This window comes from Qipengyuania marisflavi, assembly GCF_005884405.1.
Lineage (GTDB): Bacteria > Pseudomonadota > Alphaproteobacteria > Sphingomonadales > Sphingomonadaceae > Qipengyuania > Qipengyuania marisflavi.
Genome location: NZ_VCAO01000001.1, coordinates 184,252 through 208,424 on the forward strand (window position 1 = coordinate 184,252; position 24,173 = coordinate 208,424).

The 24,173-nt window shown below is 61.3% G+C and carries 29 protein-coding genes; 14 read left to right on the forward strand and 15 right to left on the reverse strand.

What is annotated here, in order from left to right; genetic code table 11:
• Positions 1-7: 7 nt before the first annotated feature.
• The 3 genes from ilvN to miaA form a co-directional block, all read right to left on the reverse strand.
• On the reverse strand, positions 8-523 hold the full coding sequence (gene ilvN, locus FEV51_RS00920) for an acetolactate synthase small subunit (RefSeq protein WP_138616293.1): 516 nt from the start codon (positions 521-523) through the stop codon (positions 8-10).
• Positions 524-525: 2 nt separating this feature from the next.
• On the reverse strand, positions 526-2,274 hold the full coding sequence (gene ilvB / locus FEV51_RS00925; protein WP_138615355.1) for a biosynthetic-type acetolactate synthase large subunit: 1,749 nt from the start codon (positions 2,272-2,274) through the stop codon (positions 526-528).
• A 95-nt stretch (positions 2,275-2,369) separates the two neighbouring features.
• Entirely contained in the window at positions 2,370-3,323 is a 954-nt protein-coding gene (gene miaA / locus FEV51_RS00930; RefSeq protein ID WP_138615356.1) for a tRNA (adenosine(37)-N6)-dimethylallyltransferase MiaA, read from the reverse strand.
• Between miaA and serB the strand changes: the two genes are divergently transcribed.
• Positions 3,316-4,212 carry a phosphoserine phosphatase SerB gene (gene serB, locus FEV51_RS00935; protein ID WP_138615357.1) on the forward strand — a complete coding sequence of 299 codons (897 nt, stop codon included), beginning with the start codon at positions 3,316-3,318 and terminating at the stop codon, positions 4,210-4,212. The genes miaA and serB overlap by 8 nt on opposite strands.
• 1 nt (position 4,213) lies before the next feature.
• On the opposite strand, the gene FEV51_RS00940 is transcribed toward serB, so the two are convergent.
• The 6 genes from FEV51_RS00940 to FEV51_RS00965 all read right to left on the reverse strand — a co-directional run bounded on the left by FEV51_RS00940 (position 4,214) and on the right by FEV51_RS00965 (position 9,243).
• The gene (locus tag FEV51_RS00940) at positions 4,214-4,885 is read right to left on the reverse strand and encodes a nitroreductase family protein (RefSeq protein ID WP_138615358.1); all 672 of its coding nucleotides are present in this window, start codon (positions 4,883-4,885) and stop codon (positions 4,214-4,216) included.
• Between the two features lie 41 nt (positions 4,886-4,926).
• Positions 4,927-5,295, reverse strand: coding sequence for a hypothetical protein (locus tag FEV51_RS00945; protein WP_138615359.1), 369 nt, complete (start codon positions 5,293-5,295; stop codon positions 4,927-4,929).
• A 97-nt stretch (positions 5,296-5,392) separates the two neighbouring features.
• Positions 5,393-5,800: a DUF3052 family protein gene (locus FEV51_RS00950; protein WP_138615360.1), complete on the reverse strand. Its 408-nt coding sequence runs from the start codon at positions 5,798-5,800 to the stop codon at positions 5,393-5,395.
• 103 nt (positions 5,801-5,903) lie between these two features.
• Complete coding sequence (gene purL / locus FEV51_RS00955) at positions 5,904-8,147, reverse strand: phosphoribosylformylglycinamidine synthase subunit PurL (RefSeq protein ID WP_138615361.1); 2,244 nt, start codon at positions 8,145-8,147, stop codon at positions 5,904-5,906.
• A 10-nt stretch (positions 8,148-8,157) separates the two neighbouring features.
• Positions 8,158-8,838 (reverse strand): hypothetical protein, encoded by a 681-nt coding sequence (locus FEV51_RS00960; RefSeq protein ID WP_138615362.1) that lies wholly within the window; start codon positions 8,836-8,838, stop codon positions 8,158-8,160.
• Positions 8,839-8,847: 9 nt separating this feature from the next.
• Positions 8,848-9,243, reverse strand: a complete 396-nt coding sequence (locus FEV51_RS00965; protein ID WP_138615363.1) for a DUF2177 family protein — start codon at positions 9,241-9,243, stop codon at positions 8,848-8,850.
• Positions 9,244-9,307: 64 nt separating this feature from the next.
• On the opposite strand from FEV51_RS00965, the gene FEV51_RS00970 reads away from it, so the two are divergent.
• From FEV51_RS00970 to FEV51_RS01020, 11 genes are all read left to right on the forward strand, one after another.
• Positions 9,308-9,559 carry an exodeoxyribonuclease VII small subunit gene (locus tag FEV51_RS00970; protein WP_138615364.1) on the forward strand — a complete coding sequence of 84 codons (252 nt, stop codon included), beginning with the start codon at positions 9,308-9,310 and terminating at the stop codon, positions 9,557-9,559.
• Between the two features lie 3 nt (positions 9,560-9,562).
• On the forward strand, positions 9,563-10,471 hold the full coding sequence (locus FEV51_RS00975) for a polyprenyl synthetase family protein (protein ID WP_138615365.1): 909 nt from the start codon (positions 9,563-9,565) through the stop codon (positions 10,469-10,471).
• Positions 10,471-10,983, forward strand: a complete 513-nt coding sequence (coaD, locus tag FEV51_RS00980) for a pantetheine-phosphate adenylyltransferase (protein WP_138615366.1) — start codon at positions 10,471-10,473, stop codon at positions 10,981-10,983. Before FEV51_RS00975 ends, coaD begins: the two co-directional genes overlap by 1 nt.
• A 93-nt stretch (positions 10,984-11,076) precedes the next feature.
• Entirely contained in the window at positions 11,077-11,745 is a 669-nt protein-coding gene (locus FEV51_RS00985) for a peptidylprolyl isomerase (protein WP_138615367.1), read from the forward strand.
• A 49-nt stretch (positions 11,746-11,794) separates the two neighbouring features.
• Positions 11,795-12,826 (forward strand): tRNA preQ1(34) S-adenosylmethionine ribosyltransferase-isomerase QueA, encoded by a 1,032-nt coding sequence (gene queA, locus FEV51_RS00990; RefSeq protein ID WP_138615368.1) that lies wholly within the window; start codon positions 11,795-11,797, stop codon positions 12,824-12,826.
• Between the two features lie 9 nt (positions 12,827-12,835).
• Positions 12,836-13,780 carry an ABC transporter ATP-binding protein gene (locus tag FEV51_RS00995; RefSeq protein ID WP_138615369.1) on the forward strand — a complete coding sequence of 315 codons (945 nt, stop codon included), beginning with the start codon at positions 12,836-12,838 and terminating at the stop codon, positions 13,778-13,780.
• The gene (locus tag FEV51_RS01000; RefSeq protein ID WP_138615370.1) at positions 13,777-14,541 is read left to right on the forward strand and encodes an ABC transporter permease; all 765 of its coding nucleotides are present in this window, start codon (positions 13,777-13,779) and stop codon (positions 14,539-14,541) included. Before FEV51_RS00995 ends, FEV51_RS01000 begins: the two co-directional genes overlap by 4 nt.
• A 100-nt stretch (positions 14,542-14,641) precedes the next feature.
• Positions 14,642-15,205 carry an outer membrane protein gene (locus tag FEV51_RS01005; RefSeq protein ID WP_171032998.1) on the forward strand — a complete coding sequence of 188 codons (564 nt, stop codon included), beginning with the start codon at positions 14,642-14,644 and terminating at the stop codon, positions 15,203-15,205.
• 97 nt (positions 15,206-15,302) lie between these two features.
• Positions 15,303-16,430 (forward strand): tRNA guanosine(34) transglycosylase Tgt, encoded by a 1,128-nt coding sequence (tgt, locus tag FEV51_RS01010; protein WP_138615372.1) that lies wholly within the window; start codon positions 15,303-15,305, stop codon positions 16,428-16,430.
• A 74-nt stretch (positions 16,431-16,504) separates the two neighbouring features.
• On the forward strand, positions 16,505-18,511 hold the full coding sequence (locus FEV51_RS01015) for an alpha/beta hydrolase family protein (RefSeq protein ID WP_246034381.1): 2,007 nt from the start codon (positions 16,505-16,507) through the stop codon (positions 18,509-18,511).
• 27 nt (positions 18,512-18,538) lie between these two features.
• Complete coding sequence (locus FEV51_RS01020; RefSeq protein WP_138615373.1) at positions 18,539-19,234, forward strand: SDR family NAD(P)-dependent oxidoreductase; 696 nt, start codon at positions 18,539-18,541, stop codon at positions 19,232-19,234.
• Between the two features lie 54 nt (positions 19,235-19,288).
• On the opposite strand, the gene rpsD is transcribed toward FEV51_RS01020, so the two are convergent.
• Entirely contained in the window at positions 19,289-19,903 is a 615-nt protein-coding gene (rpsD, locus tag FEV51_RS01025) for a 30S ribosomal protein S4 (protein ID WP_138615374.1), read from the reverse strand.
• Positions 19,904-20,111: 208 nt separating this feature from the next.
• Between rpsD and FEV51_RS01030 the strand changes: the two genes are divergently transcribed.
• A complete protein-coding gene (locus FEV51_RS01030; RefSeq protein ID WP_138615375.1) occupies positions 20,112-20,426 on the forward strand; it encodes a chorismate mutase in 315 nt (104 codons plus the stop codon).
• Positions 20,427-20,449: 23 nt separating this feature from the next.
• The gene (locus tag FEV51_RS01035) at positions 20,450-21,883 is read left to right on the forward strand and encodes a serine hydrolase domain-containing protein (RefSeq protein WP_138615376.1); all 1,434 of its coding nucleotides are present in this window, start codon (positions 20,450-20,452) and stop codon (positions 21,881-21,883) included.
• Positions 21,884-21,970: 87 nt separating this feature from the next.
• Here the strand turns inward: FEV51_RS01035 and FEV51_RS01040 are convergent, their stop codons facing one another.
• The 5 genes from FEV51_RS01040 to FEV51_RS01060 all read right to left on the reverse strand — a co-directional run bounded on the left by FEV51_RS01040 (position 21,971) and on the right by FEV51_RS01060 (position 24,162).
• Complete coding sequence (locus FEV51_RS01040) at positions 21,971-22,246, reverse strand: hypothetical protein (RefSeq protein ID WP_138615377.1); 276 nt, start codon at positions 22,244-22,246, stop codon at positions 21,971-21,973.
• 107 nt (positions 22,247-22,353) lie between these two features.
• On the reverse strand, positions 22,354-22,653 hold the full coding sequence (locus tag FEV51_RS01045; protein WP_138615378.1) for a hypothetical protein: 300 nt from the start codon (positions 22,651-22,653) through the stop codon (positions 22,354-22,356).
• Positions 22,654-22,724: 71 nt separating this feature from the next.
• Positions 22,725-23,471, reverse strand: a complete 747-nt coding sequence (locus FEV51_RS01050) for an RNA methyltransferase (RefSeq protein ID WP_246034382.1) — start codon at positions 23,469-23,471, stop codon at positions 22,725-22,727.
• Positions 23,464-23,928: a transcriptional regulator NrdR gene (gene nrdR / locus FEV51_RS01055; RefSeq protein ID WP_138615380.1), complete on the reverse strand. Its 465-nt coding sequence runs from the start codon at positions 23,926-23,928 to the stop codon at positions 23,464-23,466. Before nrdR ends, FEV51_RS01050 begins: the two co-directional genes overlap by 8 nt.
• Before the next feature lie 9 nt (positions 23,929-23,937).
• Positions 23,938-24,162, reverse strand: coding sequence for a hypothetical protein (locus tag FEV51_RS01060; protein WP_138615381.1), 225 nt, complete (start codon positions 24,160-24,162; stop codon positions 23,938-23,940).
• Positions 24,163-24,173: the final 11 nt, after the last annotated feature.

A 24,173-nucleotide genomic window follows, 5' to 3' on the forward strand; every position in this document is an offset into this window, starting at 1 on the left:
TCCCTCGTTAAATGGTATCAGCGCCGCGGATCATTCCGACAATTCCCGACCGCCCGACCTCGACCAGCCCCAGCTCGCGCATCAGCGCAATGAAGCTGTCGATCTTGTCAGGCGCGCCGGTGATCGCGAACACGAAACTGCTGGTGGTGGTATCGACGACATTGGCGCGGAACAGTTCGGCAATGCGCAGCGCCTCGACGCGGGCATCGCCTTTGCCGGCCACCTTGACCAGTGCCAGCTCGCGTTCGACATGCGGCCCGGCCTCGGTCAGATCGGTAACCTTGTGAACCGGCACCAGCCGCTCCAGCTGCGCGCGGATCTGGTCGATCACCGGCTCGGGGCCATTGGTGACGATGGTGATCCGGCTGATCGCGTGGTTCTCGGAAATATCCGCTACGGTCAGGCTGTCGATATTATAACCGCGCGCGGTGAACAGCCCGGCGATCTTGGCCAGAATGCCCGCTTCATTGTCGACCGTCACGGTCAGCACGTGGCGTGCGGAGATTTCCTCGGGGATTTTCATGGTCACACCAGCGCCTTTGCTTCGTCGTCCATCGTTCCCGCGACCTGATCGCCATACAGTAGCATTTCGGTATGCGCCGCGCCGCTGGGGATCATGGGATAGCAATTGGCGTCTTTTGACACCATGCAATCGACCATCACCGGCCCGTCATGCGCCAGCATTGCGGCGATTCCGGCGTCGAGCTGGCTTTCATCCTCGATGCGAATACCCTTCCAGCCATAAGCCTCTGCCAGTGCCACGAAATCGGGCAGGCTGTCGGAATAGCTGTTGGAATAGCGGCTTTCATAGGTCAGTTCCTGCCACTGGCGGACCATGCCCATATATTCATTGTTGAGGATGAACACCTTGACCGGCAGGCGGTACTGGCTGGCGGTGCCCAGTTCCTGAATGTTCATCTGGATCGAGGCCTCGCCCGCGATATCGATCACCAGCGCATCGGGATTGCCCAGCTGCGCCCCGATGGCGGCGGGCAGGCCATAACCCATAGTGCCGAGCCCGCCCGAGGTGAGCCATTTGTTCGGCGCATCGAAGCCGAAATATTGCGCCGCCCACATCTGGTGCTGGCCAACTTCGGTGGTGATGATCGGATCGTGATCACGGGTCAGCGCAAACAGCCGCTCGACCGCCTTTTGCGGCATAAGGGAATCCGTGCGCGGCGGATAGGCGAGGCAATCGCGGGCGCGCCAGCCGGTGATGCGCGCTTTCCATTCGCCCAGATCAGCCGCCGTGCGGTCGCTCCAGGCGTCGCATAATTGGCCCAGCACCTGTGCGCAATCGCCGACAATGCCCAGGTCGACGGGAACGATCTTGTTGATGCTGGCCCGGTCGATATCGATATGGATTTTCTTCGCCTCGGGCGCAAAAGCGTCCAGCCGTCCGGTCACGCGGTCATCGAAGCGCGCGCCGACTGCAATGATCAGATCGGCGCGGTTCATGGCCATATTGGCTTCATAAGTGCCGTGCATCCCCAGCATCCCCAGCCAGTCTGGATGGGTAGCGGGGAAAGCACCAAGGCCCATCAGCGTGCTGGTAACCGGCGCGCCGGTGCCCTGCTGCAATTGCCGCAGCAATTGCGCAGCACGCGGGCCACCATTGATCACGCCGCCGCCGGTATAAAACACCGGCCGTTCAGCCTGCGCAATCATGGCGATGGCTTCGGAAATCTCGGCATCACTGCCCGCAACGCGCGGCTGATAGCGGTGCGAGGCAAGGGGGACGCGCTCGGTCCCCTCATTACCGGACAGTGCGATCTGCACATCCTTGGGGATGTCGACCAGAACCGGACCGGGCCGCCCGGTGGTGGCGATGCGGAACGCCTCATCAATGGTCGCCGCCAGTTTGTCAGGGTCTTTGACGAGGTAGTTATGTTTCGTGCAATGCCGCGTCAGGCCGATGGTGTCGGCTTCCTGAAAGGCGTCGGTGCCGATCAGGGCAGTGGGCACCTGTCCGGTGATCACCACCAGCGGGATCGAATCCATATAGGCATCGGCAATCCCGGTCACCGCATTGGTCGCGCCGGGGCCACTGGTGACCAGCACCACGCCGGGCTTGCCGGTCGATCGGGCATAGCCTTCCGCCGCATGCGCCGCGCCTGCCTCGTGCCGCACCAGAATATGGCGCAGGCGAGTGTCGGCGAACAATTCGTCATAGATCGGCAGCACCGCGCCGCCGGGATATCCGAACACGAATTCCACGCCCTGGCGAACCAGGCAGTCGATCAGGATGGCCGCGCCGCTGCGCTCCGCACTCAAGAGAATTCTCCATTCAAAAGATACAAATCGGCCCGGTGCTGGGGTCTTAGCACCGGGCCGACATGAGGATCACTATGGCTAAGTTGATTTCAGTGTCAAGATGCTTTTTGAAACAATGATACAAAAATATCGGCAATTGCAGCTGTTTTGTTATCAACACGCGGCCAGTCAGCAGGCATCTGCCGCCTGAACCACGTGTATTGACGCTTGCCATATTGCCGTGTGGCGGTCTGGCCAGCGGTGATTGCTTGATCACGCAATAGATCGCCTTGCAGCAGCGCTGTAATCTCGGGCACGCCGATGGCGCGCATCACCGGCAGCGCAGGGTCAAGCTGGCGTGCCAGCAGCGCCGTTACCTCTGCGATAGCGCCGCCTTCCAGCATCAGAGTGAAGCGCCTGTCGCAGCGTTCGTAAAGCCATTCGCGGTCGGGCAGCAGTATTGCCGGATGCAGGGAAACTTCCTTCGCGATCCCGCCAGTTTTCTTGCCCTGCCAATCAGTCAGAGGCCTTCCAGTTGAGCGGATCACTTCCAGTGCGCGAGTCGTGCGGGCGCTGTCGGCGGGCGCAAGGCGGGCTGCGGCCTGCGGGTCATCGATTTCCAAAGCTGCGCGCGCGGCATCCTGTGGCATCGCCCGCACTGCGTCGCGCACGGCGGGGTCTATCGCCGGGACCGGCGCGATGCCGTCCAGCAAGGTGCGCATATACAGGCCGGTCCCGCCGCACAGGATGGGCACCGCACCTTCATCATGCAGCGCTGTAATCTCCGCCTTGGCCGCCGCCGCCCAATCCGCTGCCGAGCAGGCTTGCTCGCCGTCCCATGCGCCGAACAGGCGATGTTCGATGCCGCCCATCTCTTCGGGCGAGGGGCGCGCCGACAGTACCCGCAGATCGGCATAGACCTGCGCACTGTCGGCATTGATCACAACGCCGCGCCGTCCATCATCAGCCAGCGTCTGCGCCAGCCGGACGGCCAGATCGCTCTTGCCGCTGGCGGTCGGCCCTGCGATGAGCGCGACCGGCGGTTTTACAGGAGTTGCAAGCGTGCTCATTGCCCGGCTGATAGCAGATCAGGCCCAGATCGGTAGCGACCTGAAAACACGGCTTGATGCTGCCAGTGCCCAGTTCGATGCGGCGGGCATGCGTCTGTCGTCGGCTGCCATGGTCGATTTCGCGGGCGATGTGCTGCAATTGTCCTTCGCTGTTGGCGATGTGCGTGCGGTGATGACAGTGCTCGACCAGCATTTTGCGGGCAGAGATATGCTGGTGGCAGAGGACACGGTCGAGCTGCCCCGGCTGTTCGTGTCGGATATGGATTCGACCATGATCGGGCAGGAATGCATTGACGAACTGGCCGACTTCGCCGGTCTGAAAGACCGCGTGGCCGCGATTACTGAACGTGCGATGCAGGGCGAGCTCGATTTCGCCAGCGCCTTGCGCGAACGGGTTGGCTTGCTGGCGGGACTGGATGAGGGGGCGATTGACCGCTGTCTGGCAGAGCGTATTCGCCCGGTTCCCGGCGCTGCCACGCTGGTCGCCACGCTCAAGGCCAAGGGATGCCGCAGTGTGCTGGTCACCGGGGGCTTCCATCACTTTGCCGATCCAGTAGCCGAAATGCTGGGTTTTGAACGCACAGTCGGCAACCGGCTGGGTGTTGCGGGCGGCAAGCTGACCGGCGAGCTGGCCGGGCCGATCAGCGATGCCGGCACCAAGCTGGCGACGCTGGAGGAAGAGCGCGACTTGCTGGGCGAGGGTGCCCGTGTGTTGTCCACGGGCGACGGCGCGAATGATATCCCGATGATTGCGGCGGCGGATTACGGCTTCGCCTACCGCGCCAAGCCCAAGGCGCGCGATGCGGCAAACGGACGGATCGACGACGGTGATCTGACCGCAATTCTCAAACTGCTGGCAATCCCGCAGAGCGAGTGGGTGGCAGCCTGAGTTACAGCCAGCTGGCGATCTGCGTCAGCGGTTTCTTCTTCAGCGCGTGGGCCGGCACGGTGGCATCTTTCGCCGGGTGGCCCACCACCAGCACCATGACCGGCTTTTCCTGTTCGGGCCGCTGGCATATGTCGCGCAGGAATCCCATGGGCGAGGGGGTGTGAGTCAGTGTGGCCAGACCCGCCTCATGCAGCGTTGCGATCAGCATTCCGCAGGCGATCCCGACGCTTTCATTGACGTAGTAATTCTGCGTCGTCCCGTCCTCATCGATCCCGCCCTTGCGCTGGGCGAACACCACGATCAGCCACGGTGCGGTTTCCAGAAACGGCTTGTCAGGATCGGTGCCCAGCGGCCCCAAAGCCGCCAGCCATTCATCGCTTGCCTTGCCGGCATAGAACGCGTGTTCCTCGGCCTCGGCGGCTTCGCGAATCGCGCGTTTGGTTTCAGGTTTGGTGATGACTGCAAAATGCCACGGCTGATGGTTCGCACCCGAAGGCGCAGTGCCCGCCGCCTCTATCGCCGCCTCGATCACTTCGCGCGGCACCGGCTGATCGGTGAAATACCGGCAGGTGCGCCGTGTTTTCAGCCGCTCGCTCAGCGCGCGGGCGCGGGCGATGCTGTCGGCATCACTGATTTCGGGCAGGGCATAGGGGAGGGTTTCGTGATCACGCATAACCCCCACCCTATTGCGGCTTTACCGAAATTGCGACCGCTTCAATTGGACCGCGCGGTGCTCTCCCCCGTGTTGTTGTTATAATAGAGCTCGATCCGTGAGATCTTGCAGAAATTGAAGTTCCGCCAGAACACTTCCTCGCCGTCCAGCTGGTAAACCACCTTCACATCCCACCAGCAGGTGTCTGCAGAATTGCTGAAATCGATCCGCCATGCGTCGCCCGCATCCAGCACATCGCTGTACAATACGTCCTCTTCCCAATCATTGGCAGCGCTGGGCGAGATATACATTTCGGCGATGGTGTAGCCGGTGCGATTGACGACTGTGAGAACCTCGTCACTCGCGGCGGCGGGCGCTGACACCACGGTAAAGGCGGCAAGCATAAAGGCTGAGGCGATTGGCATTCGCATGGGTCGTGTCCCTTGACGGATACGCGTCCCTGATCGCGTGGTGCGCGCTTTACCGCATTTGGGCAAGGGGTTTGCCAGGTGCGCGGTCTCTTCGAACTCAGCGCAATTCCTTGCGGATAACCAGTTTCAGGCCCGACCACACTTCATCCACTGCGCACACCTTGGTGTCCACCAACCCGATTGGCAGGGATATTTCGCGGATAGTGTCCTCGGTGATTTCTGAGGGGACGCCAGAGGCCTGCTTGGGCCAGCTGACCCAGATCTGCCCGTCGGGCGCGATCTGCTGGCGCAGCGTGGTCAGCTTGGCCTGCAGATCAGCGCGTTGCGTCACGAAGATATGCGCGGCGTCGATACCCTCTGCGGGATCTTTGACGAAAGTGAGTTCGAGCGCATATTCGTCGATTTCGTCGATGATGGGTTCGGGCATGGCGCTGAACCACACCCGCTGCCCGTCACGCAGCGAGAGCTTCTTGGCGAGCGGGGTGTTGGAATAGGCGGTGATCATGGCTTGCTTTGAGCGCAAAAGCTTACGTGCTCAAGTGATGGTGGTCCGGGGAGGGGGTGCTGACCCCCCACCCTCGGCCCATCCCCAGGGGGAGGGGAGAAGATCAGCTCTCCATCCACTCGCGGAAGAAGCTCTCGTGTGCCTCGCGGAGGTCAGCGAGGGGGATGTTCATCCAGCCGTTAGAAATGCAGATCATCGGCTTGGAATCGCCTCGTTGGTTTCCAGTGCTGCCGATGTCGAGCCAGTCCAGACCCGAAGCATCGAGCAAATCTCGTGTCTCATAAGCGTCAGTCGCTTCGATGATATACCGACCCTGGTCCTCTCCAAAGAAGAGCGCGGCCAGATGCCCGCCGTTTAGCCCGGCAAATTGGGTATCGCACCCGATACCCGACGCTAGCGCCATCTCGGACAGCGCAACAAGCAATCCACCATCGGAAACGTCATGAACCGCCCCGACACGGCCAGTCTCGATCAGGTTGCGGACGAATTCTCCATGTGTGCGTTCTTGTGCCAGATCGACAGTCGGCGGGGCGCCAGCTTCAGCGCCGTGCAACACTCTCAACCATTGCGACTGGCCGAGCGAGGCGGTTGCACCACCAATGAGAAAAAGACGCTTTGCTGGCGCGGTGAAACCAATGCGCGCCATCTTGGAATAATCCTCGATGATGCCAACCCCGCCAATTGCTGGTGTGGGGAGAATAGCGCTGCCACCGCCAGTCGCCTTGCTCTCGTTGTACAGCGAGACATTGCCGCTCACGATCGGGAAATCGAGTGCGCGGCAGGCTTCGCCCATGCCTTCCAGTGCGTGGACCAGCTGCGCCATGATTTCGGGGCGTTGCGGGTTGGCGAAATTGAGACAATTGGTCACGGCCAGCGGGCGCGCGCCTACTGCGCAGAGGTTGCGGTAGGCCTCGGCAATGGCCTGCTTGCCGCCTTCATAAGGGTCGGCATAGACATAGCGCGGGGTGCAATCGGTTGTGATCGCCAGCGCCTTGTCCGTGCCATGCACCCGCACGACGCCGGCATCGCCGCCAGTCTGCAAGGTGTCCGCGCCGACCTGGCTGTCGTATTGTTCGTAAATCCAGCGTTTGGAGGCGAGTGCAGGGCTGGCCATCAGCTTGAGCAGATCCGCGCCGATGTCGGTGCATTCGGGCACTTCGCCCAGCGGTTTGACCTGCGCCCACGCCTTGTATTCTTCTTTGGAGAGATAGGGCCGGTCATATTCGGGCGCATCGGCGGCGAGCGGGCCGAGCGGAATGTCGCACACCACTTCGCCATCGAATTCCAGCACCATGTGCCGGGTGTCGGTCACCTCACCGATGACAGCGAAATCCAGCTCCCATTTCTTGAAAATCGCCTCGGCCATAGGCTCCTTGCCGGGCTTGAGGACCATGAGCATCCGCTCCTGGCTCTCGCTCAGCATCATCTCGTAAGGGGTCATCCCCTCTTCGCGGCAAGGCACCTTGTCCATGTCGAGCCGGATGCCCGCCTTGCCATTGGTCGCCATTTCCACGCTGGAGGAGGTCAGCCCCGCCGCGCCCATATCCTGGATCGCGACGATGGCATCGGTGGCCATCAGTTCCAGACAGGCTTCGATCAGCAGCTTCTCAACGAACGGATCGCCGACCTGCACGGTGGGGCGCTTGGCCTCCACATCGTCGCCGAAATCGGCGCTGGCCATCGTCGCGCCGTGAATGCCGTCGCGGCCGGTTTTCGACCCGACATAGACGATCGGATTGCCCACGCCGGTCGCGGCGCTGTAGAAAATCTTGTCCGCATCCGCGACGCCGACGGTCATCGCATTGACCAGAATATTCCCGTCATAGGCAGGGTGAAAATTGGTTTCGCCCGCCACGGTCGGCACGCCCACGCAATTGCCGTAACCGCCGATGCCCGCGACCACGCCTTTCACCAGATGCTGCATCTTGGGATGATCGGGCCGTCCGAAACGCAGCGCATTGGCATTGGCAATCGGGCGCGCGCCCATAGTGAAGACATCGCGCAGGATGCCGCCAACGCCAGTCGCTGCACCCTGATAGGGTTCAATATAGCTGGGGTGGTTGTGGCTCTCCATCTTGAAGATCGCCGCCTGACCATCACCAATGTCGATCACGCCAGCATTCTCGCCGGGGCCGCAGATTACCCACGGTGCTTCGGTCGGCAGTTTCTTCAGATGCAAGCGACTGGACTTGTAGCTGCAATGTTCCGACCACATCACCGAGAATATGCCCAGCTCGACGAGGTTCGGCTCGCGGCCAAGCGCGCTCAGCACGCGTTCGTATTCTTCGGGGTTGAGGCCGTGCTGCTCGACGACTTCGGGGGTGATCGCGGACTCGGAAATAGCCATGCGCGCGCCCTTAGCGGCGCACGCTCGCCACCGCTAGCCCCACTTGCTGTCTGTGCCACCGGGTTGAACCGGTCCAGAATGCCAGCGCGGCCATGATGGCATAGGCAAACAGCGCGGTCAGATAGAGCGCAATTCCCGCCTCGCGCGGTTCCGGCCCGAACCAGTTGAACGCCTGAAATACCAGCATCACGCCCATCAGCGCCATCGGCGGGACAATCGGCCCCTTGGTGCGGCGCAGATACCACCAGAACGCCAGCCCGGTGATCGCCAGCTCCAGCGGCATCGCCACCAGCGGCGAATTCCACAGGCCAAACCCGTATTTCTCCTCGCCGCCCGCCATCGTCAGATCGGGCCGGTGGACCAGCAGGTCGAGCAGCCAGTGGCTGAGCACGACGATCCCGGTCCATGCCGCCGCCACGCCGCTGCGCGTGAACACGCCCATCAATATCGCCGCAACGGCCGCAAATACCGCGCTGCCCAGTAGGCTGTGGGTCAGCGGCATATGATACAGGTCAAATGGGTTCATCGCAGTGATGCCGGGCACGATCCGCATTTTCTCGACGCCCAAGATGGCGAAGGTGAAGAACGCGATATCGACCAGTTGCGCTGCCACGAACAATTTGCCCAGTCCGGCCGCCTCGTCTGTGGTGGCGCGCGCGGCGAATGCCGGGGCGAAATGGCCAATAAACATGCGGTTTCCTCAGGCGAAGCGGGTTGCGGCATAGGTGGCCAGCGTGGCCGCCACGGCGGTGGCAAAGGCCCCCCAGGCGATGTCGACCAGCGTCACCTGCACCGGCCAGACCTTCATCGTCGCCTGATTGGTCAGATCATATGTAGCATAGCATATCGCGCCCAGCAGCGCGCCATTCAGCGCCGCCGCGCCCAATCCGCCGGATATCCCAGGACGCACGGCAAACCACACGATGGCGGCGATATAGGCGATGTAGAAGGCGATAGCTGGACCCATGCGGAAACTGTCCGCCATCAGCTCACCCAGATTGGGCCGGTAGAAATTCTTGCCCGCCCAGCCAAGCCAGACGGCATCCAGCACGCCAAACACCAGCGCCGCCGCGCCATAGGCCACAATCCACGTCATTATTGCTTCCCCCGTTTGGGCCTTACTTGACCGCGCTGGCCCGTGCGGTCAATGCTCCGCCGCTATGGCAGAGGGTACAGAAAAAATCGCCGAGATGACTTTCGAACAGGCGCTCAGCGCGCTCGAAGGCGTCGTCCGCAAACTCGAAAGCGGCGAGGTGCCGCTGGATGAAAGCGTGGACCTTTACGCACGGGGCGAGGAACTGCGCAAAGCGTGTCAGGCCCGGCTCGACGCGGCGCAGGCGCGGATCGACAAGATTGTGACCGGCCCCGATGGCAAACCCACCGGCACTGCGCCGTTCGATGGCGAGAGCTGAGGCGTGACTGTGGTGGCGGACAAGCCTGAATTGCTCACCGAAGCATTTCAGAACATCCAGAGCGATGTCGATAGCGCGTTCGACGCATTCCTCCCTGTACCGCAGGACAGCCGTGCAAGGCTGGTCGAAGCGATGCGCTATGCCGCGATTGGTGCGGGCAAGCGGGTTCGCCCGCTGCTGGTGGTTGCCACTGCCGATCTGTTTGGCGTCAACCGCAGCGCGGCGGTGAATGCCGGCTGCGCGGTGGAGGCGATCCATGCCTATTCGCTGATCCACGATGATCTGCCGTGCATGGACGATGACGAATTGCGCCACGGCAAGCCCACCGTACACCGCGCCTTTGACGAGGCGACGGCAGTGCTGGCAGGGGATTGCCTGCACGCGCTGGCCTTCGACATATTGACGCAGCCCGACACCAGTACCGATCCCTTCGTGCGCGCCGAACTGGTCGGGGCGCTTGCCAAGGCCAGTGGGCATGACGGGATGGCAGGCGGGCAGATGATGGACATCGTCGCCGGAGAACAGGATTACGATCTGCGGCAGGTCACCCGGCTCCAGCAGCTCAAGACCGGCGCGCTGCTCGCCGCCAGCGTCGAAATGGGCGCGGTGCTGGGGCGTGTGCCGCCAGAAGGCCGCACGCAATTGCGCGCCTATGCCCGCGATATCGGGCTGTCCTTCCAGATCGCCGATGATCTGCTTGATGTGGAAGGCGACGAGGGCAAGGCCGGCAAGGCGCTGCGCAAGGACGAGGCGCAGGGCAAGGCGACCTTTGTGACGCTGATGGGCGTGGACGCCGCGCGGCGGCAGGCCGGGATGCTGGTCGAACAGGCCGCTGACCACCTCGCCAGCCACGGCGACGACGCGCGGCTGCTGATCGAACTAGCCCGGTTTATTGTGAAGAGGGACCATTGATGGCGCAGCGCATCGGCATTTACCCCGGTACTTTCGATCCCATCACTCTGGGCCATGCGGATATCATCCGGCGCGGTGCGCGGTTGGTGGACAAGCTGATCATTGGCGTCACCACCAACCCATCAAAAAACCCGATGTTCTCTGCCGAGGAACGCATCGCTATGACGCAGCGCGAAGTTGCGGCGCTGGGGATCGCCAATGTCGAAGTGGTCGGCTTCAACGCGCTGCTGGTGAAATTTGCGCAGAAGGAAGGCGCGAATGTGCTGATCCGCGGACTGCGCGCAGTGGCGGATTTCGAATATGAGTATCAGATGGCGGGAATGAATCAGCAGCTCGATGACGCGATCGAGACCGTGTTCCTGATGGCGGACGTGTCGCTGCAGCCGATCGCTTCCAAGCTGGTCAAGGAAATCGCGCTGTTCGGCGGCGATATTGCGCCCTTTGTCAGCGATGCCGTGCGCAGCGATGTGACGACGCGCGTTGAAAAAAACGGCCGGTTGGGGGATTATTGACGCAGCAGGCTTGCGCGCTGCAAGCTATTCATTGAACCGACAGACCGCTGACGCTAGACGCAGCGCATTCCGGCATCATCCGACAGGAACTCCATGCTCAAGACTTCTATCGCCCTGGCTGCAACCGCACTGCTGGCGCTTTCTCCGATTGCCGCCTCCGCGCAGGACGCTGAACCTGCGCCCGCGCGCAAGACATTCAACGCCATCAATTACGATGCTACCGCCGAGCGCGAGAACATCCTGGTGCTCGATCTGTCGAATGGCCAGCGGGTCATGATCCGCCTGATGCCCAGTTGGGCGCCCAGCCATGTGGCACGCATCAAGCAGCTGGCGGCCGAGGGTTTTTACAACGGCCACATCTTCCACCGCGTGATCGATGGCTTCATGGCGCAGACCGGCGATCCGACCGGGACCGGGCAGGGCGGTTCGCCGCTTCCAGATCTTGCCGCTGAATTCAACCCGATGCCGCATATTCGCGGCACTGTGTCGATGGCGCGCGCTTCGTCGGAAGACAGCGCGAACAGCCAGTTCTTCATCGTCTTCTATCCGCGTTTCAGCCTTGACCGGAAATACACCAATTTCGGGCGGGTGATCGCCGGGATGGACGCAGTGGACGCGATCAATCGGGGGGAGCCGCCGCAGAACCCGACGCGGATCCTGCAGGCCTCGCTCGCCAGCGAAAATGCTCCGGTCCCGGCAATGCCCGTGGTCCCGGTGCAGACCATCTCTGCCGATGAACTCAACTCCCCGCTGACGCAGTAACTGCGCTCTCTGCTTTCCAGCGCGCGCGCTGGCGGCTAGGGCGCGCGCCATGCGCGTTGACCTCTTCGATTTCGAGCTGCCGCCAGAGCGGATAGCGCTGCGCCCGGCCCGCCCGCGTGATGCCGCGCGTATGCTGGTGGCAGATGGCGGCACTGCGCCGCTGGCCGATCACCATGTCCGCGATCTGCCCGGCCTGCTGCGCGAAGGTGATGTGCTGGTGTTCAACGATACGCGCGTCATTCCCGCGCAGTTGGAGGGGCGGCGCGGCGAGGCCAAGATCGGGGCCACGCTGCACAAACGCATCGACCTGCGCCGCTGGCAGGCGTTCATTCGCAACGCCAAACGGCTGCGCGTGGGCGAGACTGTCGAATTTCCCGAAGGCGTGAGCGCGCTTGCCGAGGCGCGGCATGATGATGGCAGTTTCACACTGGCATTTGCAGGTGACGAGCCGGTCGAGGTGCTGCTCGAACGCGCGGGGACCATGCCATTGCCGCCCTATATCGCAGGCAAGCGCGGGACCGACGAACAGGACCGCAAGGACTACCAGACCATGTTCGCGGCCCGCGACGGCGCGGTGGCGGCGCCCACCGCTGCGCTGCATTTCACGCCCGAACTGATCGCCGCGCTCGATGCGGCGGGTATTGGCCGCGAAACGCTGACGCTCCATGTCGGGGCCGGGACTTTCCTGCCGGTCAAGGCCGAGGACACCGCCGACCACCAGATGCACTCCGAATGGGGTCGGATCGAACCCGAAGTGGCGGATCGCCTGAACGCTGTGCGCAAGGCAGGGGGAAGGGTGATCGCCGTCGGCACTACCAGCCTGCGCCTGCTGGAAAGCGCAGCGGGAAAAGACAAGATCATCCGCCCCTTCTCAGGCGACACCGATATTTTCATCACGCCAGGATATACTTTCCGCGCCATCGACGGGTTGATGACCAATTTCCATCTGCCCAAATCCACGCTGTTTATGCTGGTCAGCGCCTTGATGGGGCGCGAGCGTATGCAGGCCGTGTATGGCCATGCGATTGAGCATGATTATCGCTTCTATTCCTATGGTGACTCCTCGCTGCTGCTGCCCTAGATCGGTTTCGTGAGCGAACCCATTCTCGAACTCGTCGGCCTGTCCAAAACCTATCCCGGCGGATTGAAGGCGCTCGACAATGTCGATCTGACCATCCGCAAGGGCGAGATTTTCGCGCTGCTTGGCCCCAATGGCGCGGGCAAGACCACGCTGATCGGTGCGGTGTGCGGGATCGTGCGGCCCAGCGACGGCACGATGCGCGCATTCGGCCACGACATGGCGACCGACTGGCGCGCGGCGCGGGCGCGGATCGGGCTGGTGCCGCAGGAACTCAGCACCGATATGTTCGAGCCGGTGAGCCGCGCGGTGGCCTATTCACGCGGGCTGTTCGGGCTGGCACCCGACCCGGCGCGGATCGAGGAAATCCTGCGCTCGCTCAGCCTGTGGGACAAGCGCGATACGCGGATCATGGCGCTGTCGGGCGGGATGAAGCGCCGGGTGCTGATTGCCAAGGCGCTGGCACACGAGCCGGACCTGCTGTTCCTCGACGAGCCCACCGCCGGGGTCGATGTGGAATTGCGCAAGGATATGTGGCGCCAGATCGGCGCAATGCGCGAACGCGGTGTCACCGTGATCCTGACCACGCATTATATCGAGGAAGCCGAGGAAATGGCCGATCGCGTCGGGATCATCAATGGCGGCAAGCTGCTGATGGTCGATGACAAGGCGGCGATGATGAAACGGCTTGGCCGGACCGAGGCGCATATCTCGCTGGCACAGCCGCTGACCGAACTGCCAGCCTCCATCGCGCATTTCCCGGTAGAGCTGGAAGAAGCCGGTACGTCGCTGTGCTACCGCGGCGGTGACGGGACGGGGAAGGGCAAGGGCGAAGTGGCCGATCTGACCAAGGCGCTGATCGCTGCCGAGGTTGATTACACCGGCATTGAAGTGCGTGAGAGCACGCTTGAGGACATCTTTGTATCACTGCTGGGCGAAGGGGAGGGCGCGGCATGATCAACTGGCGGTCCACATGGTCGATCTACACCCGCGAATTGATGCGGGCGATGCGCACGGCGTTTCAGTCGATCATTGCTCCGGTGCTGACCACATCGCTGTATTTCATCGTCTTCGGCGCAGCCATCGGCGCGCGGATGCCGGATATTGCGGGCGTCGATTATGCCGCCTTCATCATTCCCGGTCTGTTGATGCTGACCCTGCTGGGCGAAACCACCAGCAACGCCAGTTTCGGGATTTATATGCCGCGCTTTACCGGCACGATATACGAGCTGCTGTCTGCGCCTGTGGGCGTGGCGGAGACGCTGGTGGGCTTTGTCGGCGCGGCGGCCACCAAGAGCCTGATCCTGGCGGCCATCATCCTTCTCACCGCGCGGCTGTTTGTCGAATACCAGATCGCGCATCCTTTTCTCGCCGTGATTTACATCATGCTGGTCGCGGCCAGCTTTGCGCTGTTCGGCTTTATCCTGGGCATCTGGGCGGACAATTTTGAAAAGCTGGGGATCATTCCCATGCTGTTCCTCACCCCGCTGACCTTTCTGGGCGGAACATTCTATTCGATCGATATGTTGCCCAAGCCGTGGGACACGATCGCGCTGGCCAATCCGATTGTCTATCTGGTCAGCGGGCTGCGCTGGACATTCTATGGCACTGCCGATGTCGATTTCGGCCTGTCGCTGGGGATTACGCTGGGATTCCTGGCGGTCTGCACCGTTATCATCGCGTACATTTTCAAGACCGGCTGGCGCCTGCGCGCCTGAGCCGCCTTTCATTTCAGATCATTCATTGCCGGGAAAGCGTTGTGCAACCATTGCGCCGCGGTCCGCCAATCTGCGGTCGAATCAGAAAGAGTTTTTTGTAATGCGTTTTAAGAATCAGCTGCTGGCGACGCTCGTTGCCGGTGCAGCCCTGGCCCTTCCCGCCGCCGCCCAGGCACAGAGCGTTCCGGGTGAAGGCTTTGTCGGCGTTTCGGCCGGTTACCACGATCTTGGCGTCGACAGCGACCTCCAGACCACGTTTGCCCCGCTCGACATCGACGATGCCAGCCCGATCTTTGGCGTTTTCGCCGGTTACGATGTCCCGATTGGCACCAGCATGTTTGCTGGCCTTGAAGGCAATTACCAGTTCGGCACCGATGCCATCGACAGTGAAGTCGGCGTATCGGTCCGTCTGGGCGTCCGTGCCCCCGGCGGCGCGAAATTCTACGTTCGCGGTGGCTACCAGCATCTCGACCTCGACCCCGAGGAAATCGTGAATATTGATCTAGGCGGCGCGCTGACCGGCATCGACGATAGCGACGGCGATTACCTCGTCGGCGCTGGTGTTGATTTCCCGATTGGCAGCAAGTCGATGATCCGTGTCAATCTGGACACGATCGCGTTTGACACTTTGCGCGCAACCGCAGGCGTCGGCCTTCGTTTCTAAACGATAGGACACCGCGCGGGGCCGGTATCCTTCGGGACACCGGCCCCGTTCGTGTTTCGGGATGACATTGCGGCGCGCGATGGCTAGCGCGGTGGCGATGTCCAACCGTTTCGATTTCATGATTCACGCGACCGACGGCAATGCCCGCACCGGGCAAATCCAGATGCTGCGCGGCGCGACCCGCACACCTGCTTTCATGCCCGTCGGCACAGCCGCCACGGTCAAGGCAATGAAGCCGGAAACGGTGCGCAAGACCGGTGCCGATATCATCCTCGGCAACACCTATCACCTGATGCTGAGACCCGGTGCGGAACGGGTTGCGCGGCTTGGTGGCCTGCACAAATTCATGAACTGGGACCGCCCAATCCTGACCGATAGCGGCGGCTATCAGGTGATGAGCCTTTCGGATCTGCGCAAGTTGACCGAACAGGGCGTGGAGTTTCGCAGCCATATCGACGGCGCAAAGCATATGTTGACGCCCGAACGGTCGATGGAAATCCAGCGTCTGCTTGGTAGCGATATCGTGATGGCGTTTGACGAATGCCCGCGCGCCGACCAATCGCGTGAAGTCATCGCTGCGAGCATGGAAATGTCGATGCGCTGGGCCAGGCGTAGCCGCGACGGGTTCGATACAGGGGGCGAACACGCTGAACGGTCGGCGCTGTTCGGCATCCAGCAGGGCGCCCTGGACGAAGAATTGCGCAAACGCTCTGCCGATGCGCTGACCGACATCGGCTTTGACGGCTATGCGATTGGCGGGCTGGCCGTGGGGGAAGGGCAAGAGGCGATGTTCGCCACGCTCGACTTCGCGCCCGGCCAATTGCCAGCTGACCGCCCGCGCTATCTTATGGGAGTGGGCAAGCCCGATGACCTTGTCGGCGCGGTGGAGCGCGGGGTCGACATGTTCGATTGCGTGCTGCCCAGCCGATCAGGCCGCAATGGACAGGCGTTTACCTGGAACGGCCCGATCAATCTGCGCAATGCCCGCTTTGCCGAGGATCAGGAACCGCTCGACAACCGCTGCGCCTGCGACACCTGCGCCACTTACAGCCGCGCCTATATTCACCACCTCGTCAAATCGAGCGAGATTTTGGGCGCAATACTGATGACGGAACACAACATCGCCTTTTACCAGCAGCTGATGCAGGCGATGCGCGATGCGATTGCGGCGGGACAATTCGCCCAATTCGCACAATATTTCCGCCAAGATTACCTGCGGCAGTAAAAATTCTTTCGCGGAACACTTGCACACGAAGTGTTTATGGACCTACCCCAAAGTCTGCATTTTTTGGGGGTCGTATGATGAATAAGTTTTTGACCGGTGTTGCCGGTGCCGCATTGCTATCCTTGCCGATGGCGTCACCATTGTCAGCGCAGAGCGTTAGCGACGATGCATCGGTGTTTGGCGCGCGCGAATCTGTTCGCGCGGCCAGCTTGTCACCATCTGGCAACCAGCTCGTCTATATCGCCTCTGCCGATGATCAGGGTGAGGCGGTATATGTTGTCGATCTGGCCACCGCAGGCGCCAAGCCTAAGCGGATTATGCTGTTCACTGAACCGATGGCCGACCTGACAGGATGTAGCTGGGCCACTGAAACGCAGCTGGTGTGCCGAGCTTACATCAGCGTGCGCGATGCCAGTATTGGTGAATATCTTGGCGTGACCCGAATGTTTTCGGTCAATTCAGACGGCAGCGACCTAAAGGTACTGGAAGGCCGCCGGTCGATGCGCGCGCTGGATGACGTATTCAATGGCGGTTCTGTCATCGCTCTGGATATGCCGGGCGAAGACGGCAAGGTTCTGATGACACGGACTTACGTCAAGGAAGCATCGAACAACACACGGCTTGCCAATGACAAAGAAGGTCTGGGCGTCGTGGCTATCGATCTGAAAGATGGCAGCGAAACGGCTGTTGAAACGCCGGACAAGAACGCGATCCGGTATGTTGCCGATGACACTGGCCAAGTTCGTCTCAAGGCCACGCAAATGCGCGGCGCGTCAGGCTATTCCGAGGATGAGATCGGTTATTTCTACCGCACCCCGAATTCGAAAAAGTGGGAGCAGTTGTCACGTCTGGAATTAAATGCAGGATCCAATCTCGGTTTCCAGCCGGTAGCCGTGGATGCCAAGACCAATGTCGCCTATGGATTTGAGGATGGCACTGACGGCTTTACAAAGCTGTATTCGGTCAGCCTCGATGGCGCGATGACGAGAACGCCGATTGTTGTCCGCAGCGATGCCGACGTGGATCAGATGTTGCTTATTGGACGCCAGCGCCGTGCCGTGGGCGCCAGCTTTGCTACAGAAAAACGTCAAATCGAATATTTTGATCCCGATCTCAAAGCCCTGGCGGCTTCATTGTCGGAAGCATTACCCAATCATCCGTTGATCAACATTATCGGCGCCAGTTCTGACGAAAGCAAATTGCTGATTGCTGCGTCTAGCGATGTGGATCCAGGGATGCTCTATCTGTTCGATCGTGCTGCGCGGGCGCTTAATCCGCTGTTGCCCCTTCGTGAAGCCGCTGATGGCAAGGCAATGGGCGCGATGCAGCCGATTTCTTATCCTGCCGCCGATGGCACGATGATCCCGGGATATCTGACCTTGCCGCCGGGCTCGGATGGCAAAAACCTGCGAGCCATCGTTATGCCGCATGGCGGCCCATCGTCGCGTGACGAGTGGGGCTTTGACTGGTTGGTGCAATATTTCGCGGCGCGTGGTTTCGCGGTGCTACAGCCCAATTTCAGAGGCTCCAGCGGCTACGGCGCCAAATGGTTTGGTCGCAACGGTTTTCAGGCGTGGCGCACCGCAATTGGCGATGTGAACGACGGCGCGCGGTGGCTGGTTTCACAAGGCCTTGCAAAGCCAAACGGTCTGGCAGCGGTAGGCTGGTCCTATGGCGGCTATGCAGCTTTGCAGTCGCAAGCACTCGACCCGGGATTGTTTGGTGCTATTGTCGCTATCGCGCCGGTGACAGATCTTGCCAAGCTGGTCGAAGACAGCCGCAAATTCAGCAATTACCGTCTTGTCGAAAACTTTGTTGGCAAAGGTGATCATGTCACCGCTGGTAGCCCTGCTCAAAACGCCGCGAGTTTCTCCGCCCCCGTCCTGCTATTCCACGGTACCGCCGACCAGAATGTAGATATTGAACAGTCGCGGATCATGGCCAAAGCGCTTGAGAAAGCCGGGAAGAAGGTCGAACTGGTCGAATATGACGATTTCGAACACGACCTCGACAGCAAATCGGTGCGTGCCAACATGCTCGGCAAGATCGACGCCTTCCTGCGCGCCGAACTTGGCAACTGATTGCGATAGCACCGGGCGACTGATCCGATGAGCTGGACGCGGGCGGCAATTGTCGGCGCGTCCGGCGGCATCGGCCAGGCGCTGGTGGCAGCGCTGCGTGAGACGGGGTGTGACGTGCTCCCGTTCTCACGCAGCGGCCCCGCAAGCCACTTCATGGATATCGAGGACGAAGCCAGCATCGCGCAGGCTGCACAGCAGTGCGCCGAGCGGGGGGCGCTAGATCTGGTCATCGTGGCTAGTGGCGCCTTGCACGGGGAGGGCTTTGGACCAGAGAGGAGCTGGCGCGAACTGACTGCCGATGGACTGGCGCGTGCCTATGCGATCAACGCTATTGGCCCGGCACTGGTGGCAAAGCATTTCCTGCCGCTGCTCCCGCGAGAGGGCAGCGCTGCCCTTGCGGCGATCTCTGCAAGAGTTGGCAGTATTTCGGATAACAGATTGGGCGGGTGGTATGGCTATCGCGCGTCGAAAGCGGCTCTGAACATGCTGGTGAAATCATTGGCGATCGAGTTGGCTCGCAGCCGGCCCGAAGCGCTGTGCGTGGCCCTGCATCCGGGCACCGTCGCTACGCCGCTCAGTCAGCCATTTGTAGGCACTATCCCCGAACACAAGCTGTTCACACCAGACACCGCGGCGCGTCATTTACTATCCGTACTCGGCGGACTGCAAAGCAAAGACAGCGGCGGCTGCTTCGCCTGGGATGGTACGCGGATAGCGTCCTGATACAAAAAGGGCGGCCCCGCAGGACCGCCCTTCCTGTTGCGTGTGTGAATCCGATCAGCGCGAGTAGAACTCGACGACCAGATTCGGTTCCATCGTCACCGGATACGGCACTTCGTCCAGCGTCGGAACGCGGGCGAAGGTAATCTTGTCATTGCCGTCCTGCGCGACATAGTCGGGCACGTCACGCTCGGGCAGGCTCTGCGCTTCGATGACCAGTGCCATTTCCTTGGCCTTGTCGCCCAGGCTGATGACATCCCCAACATCGACGCGGCGGCTCGCAATGTTGCACTTCACGCCGTTGACGCGAATGTGGCCGTGCGAAACGATCTGGCGCGCTGCAAAGATCGTCGGTGCGAACTTGGCGCGATACACGATCATGTCGAGGCGGCGTTCGAGCAGGCCGATCAGGTTCTGGCTCGTATCGCCCTTCATTTTGGACGCTTCGGTGTAGGTCTTGCGGAACTGCTTCTCGGTCACGTCGCCGTAATAGCCCTTGAGCTTCTGCTTGGCGCGCAGCTGCAGACCAAAGTCGCTGACCTTGCTCTTGCGGCGCTGACCATGCTGGCCGGGGCCATAGGCGCGCTTGTTAACCGGGCTGTTGGGACGACCCCAGATGTTTTCACCCATCCGGCGATCGAGTTTGTACTTGGCGCTTTTGCGCTTCGACATAAGTCTTTCCTTCAATTTGCAGGACTGTCCTTCAGACAGTCGTTTAACCCGGCATCGCACCGCATGACCTGTGTGCCATGCGCGGCATCCGCTTCACCGGGATACGGAGCCAATTCGCGAAGGCGCGCGCCTAGCAGATTTGGGCATAGGGTCAAGGGCCTGCGATAGGCGCTCGACAAGCAGCGCGGTTCACGGCAGTGCGCGCGCCATGAATAGCGAGACAAAATTGCCCGATGCCTGCACCGATATGCGCGACGTTCGTGCCGGGGTGGATGCCACCGACCGCGAATTGATGGAGCTGCTCGACCGGCGCTTCGGCTATATGCGCGCCGCCGCGCGGATCAAGCAGGAACGCGGCGCCGTGCGCGATGAAGCGCGCAAGGACGCCGTGATCACCAACGCCCGCGCCGATGCGGAGAAACGCGGCCTGCCTGCTGACAGGCTGGAAGGAATCTGGAATGATCTGGTGGAGACATCGATCGCTTACGAAATGATTGAATGGGACCGGCTGAGAGCTGGCTGATTGCACCCGGGGAGGGGTGAATAATGGTTGTGAAACATTGGCTGGCGGTGCTGGCCGCAGTTGCAATAAGCACGTCCGCTACGGCGCATGACGACGCGCCGCCGATATATATTCCAACTTACATACCGCATCTCGAAATTGCGGGCCGGGCTGACCCTGTGCGAACTCTGGCAGACCGGATGCAGGAGGTTAACACCGCGACTGTGTCCTACGCTCTCATTCGGGATGGCGCGGTGGTGCAGCAAGCTGTTGTTGGGAATGACGGCAGGTCGATCGCTTCCGATCTGCGCTTCCAGGCGGCCTCGCTCGCCAAGCCGGTCAGTGCGCTGGGTGTCCTGCGGCTTGTGGCACGGCACGGGCTTGATCTGGATGCGGACATCAATGGCTATCTCAGCGGATGGAAAGTCGATTACTCGCAATTCGGCGCGGCTGAGAAGGTAACTATCCGCCGCCTGCTGTCGCACCGCGCGGGCCTGAACGCTCATGGCTTTCCGGGTTATGTTCGCGGGTCCGAATTGCCCTCCACTGCCGGCGTTCTCCGCGGCGAAGGCAATACCGATGCAATTGTCCTGATGCAGGAGCCGGGCAGCGGATATGCTTATTCAGGCGGCGGTTACACAGTCCTGCAATTGCTGGTGGAGGAAAAAAGTGGGCTGACCTTCGCCGATTATATGCAGCAAGAAGTGCTCGGCCCGCTGGGTCTGGAAGCGAGTCACTTTGGTTATGCGGGGGTCGCACCATTCGCCTCGGCACACGGCAATGATGGCAATGTGGTGGAAGGCGGCTATCGCCTCCATCCTGAGAAAGCCGCTGCCGGACTTTGGACGACACCCTCCGACTTCGCGCGTTTCTTGCTTGCGGTGGACCGAATTGCCGCCGGTGAGCGGCCCGATTACCTGACCCCTGACATGGCCGCCCAGCTGCTGGCCGTTCCTGATGGCGGCGAGAACTATGCTCTGGGCTTTGGCATCGATCGAGGTGAGGGCTGGGATGTGATCCAACACACCGGCGAGAATTTTGGCTATCGGACGACGATGTTTTTCGACCGCCTCAGCCGCAGCGGAGCAGTGGTCTTTTCCGATTCCGAGTTGGGGTATCCCATCATCAGCGGACTGGCGCGCGGAATGGCGGGCGAGTTGGGCCTCACCTTCATGAAACGCCGCCTCCTGACCCCGGTCGCGCAGGGCACCGATGACTGGGCGCTGATCGAAGGGGACTGGACGGTGCCGGAGGGGCCGCTGGCGGGGCGCAGTTTTAGCTTCATGAAATCTGGCGATACCGATTTGCATCTGACCGATCTTGCTGGCGGCGAAATCAGCCGGTTCCTGGCAATCGGGTCGCTGTCATTCATCGATCTCGATACAACCTCACCGCTCACATTCTCCCGCGATCAGAATGGCGCGCCGCAAGCGGTCTTTGCGGGTCGTATCGTGCTTGTCAAAATGCCCGCCGACTGATTTGTTTCGAGCGCAGCGCAAGAGCCAAAAGCGAAGGGCGCGTGCCAATGACACGCGCCCCGAAATTTTAGCTTAGAGGATGAAAACTTAGCCGTTAGGACCCGAAGTTCCCTCCAACTGGCCGCGCTGGGACATATCATTGGCCGTGTCACGAGCATTCTGTTGCTGCTCATCCCATTCAGCCTGCGTACGGCAGACGCGCCGCGCGCCAAGCCGCGAGCCAACCGCAGGAGGCTGCGTCTTGCAGACTTTCTTTTCCTTGGCTGGCTGTTCAGCCGAGGTTGCCGTATCCTGAGCCACGGCGGGCTGGGTCATGGCAAGCGTCAAACCGGCAGCAGCCAGCAAAGCAAAAGATTTAATCATTTTTTGGTCCTTGAAGTTCGTGTCAGGCCATGCTGCGCTAACAAGTACGGCGGGTTTGGACAAATTGGATATAGCAAGTCCAGCTGAATTGATGCTGACCAAGCTGATTATTGCGCGTTTTTGATCAGTCCGCGGGCGTTGATATCCTCACCCGTTTCCTTTGTCAGCACCGCACTGTGAGCCCATTGGGCGCGGGTGAGGCACGCACGCTTGCCGGGAATTCGCGTCCCTACCTTGGGCGGCAATATGCGGCATTCGATCGTCTCATCGCCGAGATCGGTTTCTACGGGCGCTTCCGCAGGCGCAGGCGCGGCAACAGGCGTAGTGCCCTCTTGGGCAAAAGCGGACGAACCAGCTATAGCCAGCAATAATGCTCCGGCAAAAACAGTGGCAAATTGCTTGATCATCGCGAAACCCTCCAGATTGGCGTCACTCGATAGATACCACAATTCAACGAAATTCCCAATCTAGGGCAAAGCTACTTGCGCGGCCCTCTTGCCAGAGCCGACAGCACACCGCGTAAGGTGCGCACTTCCAGGTGGTTCCAGCCGGGCTTGGTCAGTATCCCGCGCAGAGTGCGGTGGGTTGCCTCGGCGCGGCCTTCGGGCAGGAAATATCCATTGGGCTCGAGCATTTTCTCAAGGTGCGCGACCAGCCCCTCCAGCTCCTCCTGCGGGGCCGGGGGCATCTTGTTTTCCTCCGGTGGCTGCACCAGTTCGTCCGCCCCCTCGCCAGTGGCAAGGTAGGCCTTCGACCACTCATAGGCGCACAGGATCACAGCCTGCGCCAGATTGAGCGAGCCGAACTCCGGATTGATCGGCACGGTAATTATGGCGCGGGCGAGCGATACATCTTCGGTTTCGAGGCCAGAGCGTTCGGGGCCGAACAGGAAGGCGCTGCGTCCGGGTGCAGTCACCATTTCGCGTGCTGCAATCTCGGGTGTCAGAACCGGCTTGTTCACACCGCGTCGGCGTACCGTGGTGGCATAAACATTCGAACAATCGGCGACTGCTTCGGCAGTGGTGTCGAACACCTGCGCATTTTGCAGAACCGAATCCGCTCCCGCCGCGGCCGGACCTGCCGCAGGGTTGGGCCAGCCATCGCGCGGGGAAACCAGCCGCATTTCCGCCAGCCCGAAATTGAGCATGGCGCGCGCCGCCTTGCCGATATTCTCGCCCAGTTGCGGGCGGACCAGCACGATCACAGGCTTGCGCGCGTCATTCACTCTTTGCCGCATCCTGAACGGTGCTGGCAAATTCCTCGAAATCGCGGGCCTCGCTGAAGTCGCGATAGACCGAGGCGAAGCGGATATAGGCCACGCTGTCCAATTGGCGCAGCCCTTCCATCACCAGCTCTCCGATCCGTTCGGACGGCACCTCGGCATCGCCAGCGGTTTCCACCTGACGCTGGATACCGGATACCAGACGGTCGATCTGCTCGGGTGCGACTTCGCGTTTGCGGCAGGCCAGCGCGATGGATTGCTCCAGCTTGCGCCGGTCGAAAGGCTCCTGCCGGTCACCGGATTTCATCACCGTAACTTCGCGCAGCTGGACGCGCTCGAAGGTCGTGAACCGCGCCCCGCAATGCGCGCATTGCCGGCGCCGCCGGATCGCCGTGTTATCCTCGGTCGGACGGCTGTCCTTCACCTGGCTGTCTTCATGGGCACAAAACGGGCAGCGCATCTGGGAGGCTTACTTCTTGACCCTGTTGTAAAAGGCAAATCCGGCACCTGCGATCAGGCCCATCGGCAGGCTTATCACGGGCAGCAATGCGCCTGCCAATGCGCCAATGGCGGCACCGGTCAGCACAGGTTTGGTGGAGGGATGCGCCATCCCTTCCTTGGCCATGCCGGAAATTTCGGTCTTGGCTTCATCAACCCAGTCGTTGTTTTTGGGATCGCGGTCTTGGTCTTGCATGATTGGTCTCC

Excerpts from the sequence above, each read along its gene's own strand:
- FEV51_RS01060 (WP_138615381.1), bottom strand. The coding sequence starts at position 24,162 with ATGCAAGACCAAGACCGCGATCCCAAAAACAACGACTGGGTTGATGAA.
- tgt (WP_138615372.1), top strand. The coding sequence starts at position 15,303 with ATGTCCAACCGTTTCGATTTCATGATTCACGCGACCGACGGCAATGCC.
- FEV51_RS00950 (WP_138615360.1), bottom strand. The coding sequence starts at position 5,800 with ATGATCACCGCCTATTCCAACACCCCGCTCGCCAAGAAGCTCTCGCTG.
- FEV51_RS01045 (WP_138615378.1), bottom strand. The coding sequence starts at position 22,653 with ATGATCAAGCAATTTGCCACTGTTTTTGCCGGAGCATTATTGCTGGCT.
- FEV51_RS00945 (WP_138615359.1), bottom strand. The coding sequence starts at position 5,295 with ATGCGAATGCCAATCGCCTCAGCCTTTATGCTTGCCGCCTTTACCGTG.
- FEV51_RS01005 (WP_171032998.1), top strand. The coding sequence starts at position 14,642 with ATGCGTTTTAAGAATCAGCTGCTGGCGACGCTCGTTGCCGGTGCAGCC.
- FEV51_RS00965 (WP_138615363.1), bottom strand. The coding sequence starts at position 9,243 with ATGACGTGGATTGTGGCCTATGGCGCGGCGGCGCTGGTGTTTGGCGTG.
- FEV51_RS00960 (WP_138615362.1), bottom strand. The coding sequence starts at position 8,838 with ATGTTTATTGGCCATTTCGCCCCGGCATTCGCCGCGCGCGCCACCACA.
- rpsD (WP_138615374.1), bottom strand. The coding sequence starts at position 19,903 with ATGTCGAAGCGCAAAAGCGCCAAGTACAAACTCGATCGCCGGATGGGT.
- nrdR (WP_138615380.1), bottom strand. The coding sequence starts at position 23,928 with ATGCGCTGCCCGTTTTGTGCCCATGAAGACAGCCAGGTGAAGGACAGC.
- coaD (WP_138615366.1), top strand. The coding sequence starts at position 10,471 with ATGGCGCAGCGCATCGGCATTTACCCCGGTACTTTCGATCCCATCACT.
- FEV51_RS00940 (WP_138615358.1), bottom strand. The coding sequence starts at position 4,885 with ATGCGTGATCACGAAACCCTCCCCTATGCCCTGCCCGAAATCAGTGAT.
- FEV51_RS01015 (WP_246034381.1), top strand. The coding sequence starts at position 16,505 with ATGATGAATAAGTTTTTGACCGGTGTTGCCGGTGCCGCATTGCTATCC.
- ilvN (WP_138616293.1), bottom strand. The coding sequence starts at position 523 with ATGAAAATCCCCGAGGAAATCTCCGCACGCCACGTGCTGACCGTGACG.
- FEV51_RS00985 (WP_138615367.1), top strand. The coding sequence starts at position 11,077 with ATGCTCAAGACTTCTATCGCCCTGGCTGCAACCGCACTGCTGGCGCTT.
- FEV51_RS01040 (WP_138615377.1), bottom strand. The coding sequence starts at position 22,246 with ATGATTAAATCTTTTGCTTTGCTGGCTGCTGCCGGTTTGACGCTTGCC.
- purL (WP_138615361.1), bottom strand. The coding sequence starts at position 8,147 with ATGGCTATTTCCGAGTCCGCGATCACCCCCGAAGTCGTCGAGCAGCAC.
- FEV51_RS01035 (WP_138615376.1), top strand. The coding sequence starts at position 20,450 with ATGGTTGTGAAACATTGGCTGGCGGTGCTGGCCGCAGTTGCAATAAGC.
- FEV51_RS01030 (WP_138615375.1), top strand. The coding sequence starts at position 20,112 with ATGAATAGCGAGACAAAATTGCCCGATGCCTGCACCGATATGCGCGAC.
- FEV51_RS01020 (WP_138615373.1), top strand. The coding sequence starts at position 18,539 with ATGAGCTGGACGCGGGCGGCAATTGTCGGCGCGTCCGGCGGCATCGGC.
- FEV51_RS00970 (WP_138615364.1), top strand. The coding sequence starts at position 9,308 with ATGGCAGAGGGTACAGAAAAAATCGCCGAGATGACTTTCGAACAGGCG.
- queA (WP_138615368.1), top strand. The coding sequence starts at position 11,795 with ATGCGCGTTGACCTCTTCGATTTCGAGCTGCCGCCAGAGCGGATAGCG.
- FEV51_RS01000 (WP_138615370.1), top strand. The coding sequence starts at position 13,777 with ATGATCAACTGGCGGTCCACATGGTCGATCTACACCCGCGAATTGATG.
- miaA (WP_138615356.1), bottom strand. The coding sequence starts at position 3,323 with ATGAGCACGCTTGCAACTCCTGTAAAACCGCCGGTCGCGCTCATCGCA.